This window comes from Sporosarcina sp. NCCP-2222 (genome assembly GCF_023168145.1).
Lineage (GTDB): Bacteria > Bacillota > Bacilli > Bacillales_A > Planococcaceae > Sporosarcina.
This window is the reverse complement of sequence record NZ_BQYK01000012.1, coordinates 6,919-12,367: the sequence shown is the minus strand read 5'-3', so window position 1 is coordinate 12,367 and position 5,449 is coordinate 6,919. Positions and strand designations below refer to the sequence as shown.

Sequence of the window (5,449 nt, the reverse complement as noted above, 5' to 3'; positions counted from 1 at the left end):
TTTCTTCTTAAATGGTTTGTAAATGAAGATGTTCTGGATAATTGAAATGATATTCCCGATAACCCAATACAATGCAAGTGCTGCTGGTAAAATTGTTCCCATGATCATGATCATGAAAGGCATGATATACATCATCACTTTCATTTGCGGATTGTCCATTGCCGGACCTGTCCGTAAAACAATGAATTGCATTAGTCCTGCAGTAATAGCCAATGTGATGCTCGGTGTTGCAAGTTCGAAGACAAGAAATTTTCCAAGTAAAATTTCAGGTGTCGCATTCATTCGGCTGATCGCATGATACAAGCCGATGATAATTGGCATTTGTATAATGACAGGCAAGCAACCAGCTGCTGGATTAATCTTTTGCTCCGTCATGACCCGCTGCATTTCTTCGCGGTATTTCTGTTGAGTCACAGCGTCTTTTGACTTGTACTTTTCTTTCAAGCCTGCAAGAATCGGCTGCATCTCTTGCATACGTTTCGAGCTTTGCGCCTGTTTGATCATAAGCGGCAATAGAATCAGGCGGATAATAATAGTAACTGCGATGATCCCGAGTCCATACGTGCCGAGCAAATTCTTGAATGTTACAATCAGCGATACAATCGGCCAAACGATGTATTGATTCCAGAAGCCTTCACTCGTCGAGTAAATCGGATCCTTGAATTCCGAACAGCCGGCCAAAAATACTGACAACACGGTCAGTATTAATAGTAATCCAAATTTCTTCTTCAAATCAGTTCCCCCATATCTGTCCAAAATGCGTTGCTATCAGTTTATCATGAACATTTGTAACGTTCTACTTCTTCCTTAACACTTTTGCAATCCGCAAAACATGCTGCAAGCTTTTTTTTGTTTCATGAAAATCCAAGTTGGCCGCCTGATGTCTGGCGATAATGACGTAATCCGCATCATTTCTTAGCTCATCCTTCAGCTCGAGAAACGCTTGACGGATATAACGCTTAATTTGGTTACGCTTAACGGCATTTCCGATCTTTTTTCCGACGGAAAGCCCAATCCGGAATTCGATCTGCTCCTCTTTCCGCATCACATACACGACAAATTGCCGATTTGCAAACGACTTGCCGCTTTTAAATACTTTCTGGAATTCTTCATTCTTCTTGATCCGCTGCCGTTTTCTCAAGTTGTTCACCTGCTTTTCGTCGATTCTTTCCCTCGACCTATCATTACCGAAGGATAGTGAAATAAGTCGGCTTCTTCCCTAAACGAGAAAAAAAGACCACTGAGGACAGTGGTCTTATGCTGAAAGCACTTTTCTTCCTTTGCGACGACGAGCTGCAAGAACTCTACGCCCGTTTTTTGAGCTCATTCTCGCACGGAAGCCGTGAACTTTACTACGTTTACGTTTATTTGGTTGGAATGTACGTTTCATTTCAAAGACACCTCCTGCATTGTCCATCTACGTATGTGACAGTCTTGAACAGTATAAAGGGCTTGACAGATAAAGTCAACAACTTTTCTGCATCTTTTTATCCTAGTCTCAACTGCCGCTGCGATCCCTTTCTTTTATTCTCTCCTTAGAACGATTGCAAAACCGAAAATTAATTATCCACAATCCTAAAATCATTTCTTCGGGACAACTTGTGAGCAAATCAAAAAGTGATTTTTTTTATGCACAACACTTATCGACAAATTTTTCACATATAAAAAGCTGTGGATAAAGCAAATGTCCACAGCTGCCCGCATTGTGAATAACTTATCTAACACCTTGTCATCCTTACGATTCCTTGGTACAATGAAAAAGATTTTGTTGTGAACATTATAAACAAGCCGACTCTTTATCCACAATTGTTAATATGTTGTGGATAATTTTTTCAACACTTTTGGATTTTTGTTATCCACAACGCTGAAAACTGTGTATAATACATATTTCCGAGTAAATTTCGATAGAAAAGGAGGCGCAAGATTGGATCAGTTAGAAAATCTATGGAATGAAGTTTTGTCGAAAGTGGAAGAAAAGATTTCCCGGCCAAGTTTTGAAACGTGGCTGAAATCTACAAAACTCATCTCCTATGGCGAGGAAAACGCGACGATAGCCGTTCCCAATTCATTCGCGAAGGACTGGCTTGAAACTCATTATGTCCATTTGATTACTGGCATCCTGTCCGAACTGACGGGTGAAGATCGGCTCATTCAATTTGTTGTTCCAGAAGAGATGGAACAGCATGATTTTCCTGTGCCAAAACCGGTCGGAAAACAGGTCGAAAAAGTTCAAACGCCGTCGGCATCTATCATGCTGAATCCCAAATATACATTCGATACGTTCGTCATCGGTTCAGGAAACCGCTTTGCGCATGCTGCATCACTCGCAGTAGCGGAAGCACCTGCCAAGTCATACAATCCGCTGTTCATCTATGGCGGCGTCGGTCTCGGAAAAACGCATTTAATGCACGCGATCGGCCATTATATTCTGGAGCAGAATCCTGAAGCGAAAGTCGTCTATTTATCATCCGAAAAATTCACGAATGAGTTTATCAATTCCATTATGAATAACAAAGCCGGCGAATTCCGGAATCAGTATCGGAATGTGGACGTGCTTTTGATAGATGATATTCAATTCATTGCTGGAAAAGAACAGACCCAAGAGGAATTTTTCCATACATTCAATACGCTGCATGAAGAATCCAAACAAATTATCATCTCGAGCGACCGGCCTCCAAAGGAAATTCCTACGCTGGAAGACCGTCTTCGTTCCCGGTTTGAGTGGGGCCTGATTACCGATATCGCTCCTCCTGATTTGGAGACACGGATCGCCATATTGCAAAAGAAGGCGAAGGCGGACGGCCTAATCGATATTTCAAATGAAGTAATGCTCTATATAGCCAATCAGATCGATACGAATATTAGGGAACTTGAAGGAGCACTCATACGAGTCGTCGCCTATTCTTCCCTAGTCAATATGGATATCACCCCTGATCTGGCTGCGGAAGCATTAAAAGATATCATTCCAAACTCAAGGCCTCGTACTATTACGATCCTAGATATCCAAAAGGCAGTCGGAGAGCATTTTAATATCCGGTTAGAGGACTTTTCAGCGAAAAAACGGACGCGTGCCATCGCATTTCCACGTCAAGTGGCTATGTATCTGGCCCGTGAACTGACCGATTCTTCCTTACCGAAAATCGGTTCTGAATTTGGCGGTCGGGATCACTCGACGGTCATCCATGCCCATGAGAAGATTTCACAACAGTTAAAAGAGGACCAGGCACTTCAACATGACATCCAAGATTTGCGCAGCGCACTTGGACGCGGTTGAGCTGTGGATAAAATAGAATAACTGTTTCACACATGCGCACACTTTATGCACATGTGAATATCTTTTTAAAATAAGAGGTTAAGAAGCTTATACACATATCCACAGGCCCTATTACTACTATTACTGTTTTATTAATAATTAATTCATATATAAGCGAGGGATCGAGATGAAATTTGAGATTATGAGGGATCGCCTGCTCGATGGTCTGACAGATGTCATGAAGGCTATCAGTCAAAAAGTCGCGGTTCCCATTTTGACGGGGATAAAAATTGAAATAGACGAAAAAGGACTTCGGATGACAGGAAGCGATTCAGATATTACAATCTGCACCTTCATTCCTGTTGAAGAAAATGGGGAGCAGCTCATCCGTGTAATTGAACCGGGAAGTATTGTGCTTCAGGCAAAATTCTTCAGTGAAATAGTTCGGAAATTGCCAACCAATGATGTAACAATCGAAGTTTCAAACGGAACGCAGACTCATATTCACTCAGGCAAATCGGAATTCCACCTGATCGGTTCAAATGCTGATGATTATCCAATCTTGCCGAATGTAAAAGACGATCACCGTTTTTCATTGCCAGCGGATCTGATGAAATCAATTATCCGTGAAACTGTATTTGCTGTTTCCCAACAAGAAACACGGCCTATTTTGACGGGGGTTCACTGGGATGCGACGGAGGACAGCCTTACATGTGTCGCAACCGATAGTCACCGACTTGCACGCCGTACTGTACAGCCTGAACAAATGCCTGAAAGTCCGTTCAGTGTTGTCATTCCAGGCAAAAGCCTTCAGGAATTAAATAAAATTCTCCCAGATCACTCGGATCCTGTGGAGATTGTCATTGCAGATCAACAAGTCTTATTTAAAACAAAAAATGTCTTGTTTTATTCCAGATTGCTTGAAGGAAATTATCCGGACACTTCCCGCTTGATTCCTTCTGAATACAAAACATCTGTAACAGTGAACGGCAAAATGCTGCTTCAGGCTATTGACCGTGCATCACTTCTCGCAAGGGAAGAGCGGAATAATATCGTTCGTTTCTCTGCAGATGAAGGTAAAGTACTGGAAATCTCTTCGAATTCACCTGAAGTCGGGAAGGTTGAAGAGACCGTCGAAGCAGTTGACGTAAAAGGGGAAGATTTGAAAATCTCCTTTAGCGCAAAATATATGATGGACGCTTTAAAAGCGATTGATGGACAGGATATTGCCATCCATTTTACTGGTGCTATGCGTCCTTTCATCTTGAAATCCGCCGATAATGATGCCATTCTCCAGCTCATTTTACCGGTACGAACATTTTGATCTTGAAGGATAGTCAATGCGTTGACTATCCTTTTTACTTACGGTCGAAAGTTAGGTAAAATAGAAGGACAGATTACAATGCGAAGGATGGAAGCGAATGGATAAGTTGATGATCGATACTGAATTTGTCACGTTGGGCCAAGTGTTGAAAATGACGAATGCCATCAGTTCAGGCGGCATGGCCAAATGGTTTTTGGAAGAAAATCCTGTTTTCTTAAATGGAGAAGAAGAACGCCGGCGCGGAAAAAAATTATATGATGGCGATCTTGTTAACATTCCTGGCATAGGCCGGTTTAAAATAGTTTCGGATACAAGTGGTCAAGCGGATGCACATTGAGCGGCTCGCTTTAACGAATTATCGAAACTATCCTTCACTCGATCTCTCTTTTTCTCCGAAAATCAATGTACTCATCGGAGAAAACGCGCAGGGCAAGACAAATATCATGGAGGCGATCTATGTATTGTCCATGGCGAAATCCCATCGCACTTCGAATGATCGTGAACTGATACGCTGGGAGCAAGAGTATGCTAAAATAGAAGGGGAGATCCAGCGGAAGTATGGTCGGCTTCCCCTAGAATTGACTATTTCGAAGAAAGGCAAAAAAGCGAAGGTCAACCATTTGGAACAAAATCGCCTAAGCCTCTACATTGGACAATTGAACGTTGTCATGTTTGCCCCGGAAGATTTAAACCTCGTGAAAGGCAGCCCGCAGATCAGGCGGAGATTCCTCGACATGGAGATCGGTCAAATCTCACCTGTCTATCTACATGATTTATTGACGTTCCAAAAGGTCTTGAAGCAACGCAATGCCATTTTGAAAGAGAACCGAGGAAAGCTTGATTTTCATGACGTCATGTTCGATATCTACACA

The 5,449-nt window shown here is 42.3% G+C and carries 7 protein-coding genes; 4 read left to right on the top strand and 3 right to left on the bottom strand.

What is annotated here, in order from left to right:
• The 3 genes from yidC to rpmH form a co-directional block, all read right to left on the bottom strand.
• Positions 1 to 732, bottom strand: a 732-nt coding sequence (gene yidC, locus NCCP2222_RS18765; RefSeq protein ID WP_248513917.1) for a membrane protein insertase YidC, incomplete at its 3' end; no start/stop codon positions are given.
• A 64-nt stretch (positions 733 to 796) separates the two neighbouring features.
• The gene (gene rnpA, locus NCCP2222_RS18760; RefSeq protein WP_248513916.1) at positions 797 to 1,141 is read right to left on the bottom strand and encodes a ribonuclease P protein component; all 345 of its coding nucleotides are present in this window, start codon (positions 1,139 to 1,141) and stop codon (positions 797 to 799) included.
• Positions 1,142 to 1,255: 114 nt separating this feature from the next.
• The gene (gene rpmH, locus NCCP2222_RS18755; protein WP_144926158.1) at positions 1,256 to 1,390 is read right to left on the bottom strand and encodes a 50S ribosomal protein L34; all 135 of its coding nucleotides are present in this window, start codon (positions 1,388 to 1,390) and stop codon (positions 1,256 to 1,258) included.
• A 534-nt stretch (positions 1,391 to 1,924) separates the two neighbouring features.
• Here rpmH and dnaA point away from each other — a divergent pair.
• From dnaA to recF, 4 genes are all read left to right on the top strand, one after another.
• The gene (dnaA, locus tag NCCP2222_RS18750; protein WP_248513915.1) at positions 1,925 to 3,274 is read left to right on the top strand and encodes a chromosomal replication initiator protein DnaA; all 1,350 of its coding nucleotides are present in this window, start codon (positions 1,925 to 1,927) and stop codon (positions 3,272 to 3,274) included.
• A 166-nt stretch (positions 3,275 to 3,440) separates the two neighbouring features.
• Positions 3,441 to 4,577: a DNA polymerase III subunit beta gene (gene dnaN, locus NCCP2222_RS18745; protein WP_248513914.1), complete on the top strand. Its 1,137-nt coding sequence runs from the start codon at positions 3,441 to 3,443 to the stop codon at positions 4,575 to 4,577.
• Positions 4,578 to 4,674: 97 nt separating this feature from the next.
• On the top strand, positions 4,675 to 4,914 hold the full coding sequence (gene yaaA / locus NCCP2222_RS18740; RefSeq protein ID WP_248513913.1) for a S4 domain-containing protein YaaA: 240 nt from the start codon (positions 4,675 to 4,677) through the stop codon (positions 4,912 to 4,914).
• Positions 4,904 to 5,449, top strand: a 546-nt coding sequence (recF, locus tag NCCP2222_RS18735) for a DNA replication/repair protein RecF (protein WP_248513912.1), incomplete at its 3' end; no start/stop codon positions are given. The genes yaaA and recF, both read left to right, overlap by 11 nt.

What these genes read in the sequence shown, in the direction of transcription:
- rpmH (WP_144926158.1), bottom strand. Translation starts at nt 1,390, where the DNA reads ATGAAACGTACATTCCAACCAAATAAACGTAAACGTAGTAAAGTTCAC.
- dnaN (WP_248513914.1), top strand. Translation starts at nt 3,441, where the DNA reads ATGAAATTTGAGATTATGAGGGATCGCCTGCTCGATGGTCTGACAGAT.
- yaaA (WP_248513913.1), top strand. Translation starts at nt 4,675, where the DNA reads ATGGATAAGTTGATGATCGATACTGAATTTGTCACGTTGGGCCAAGTG.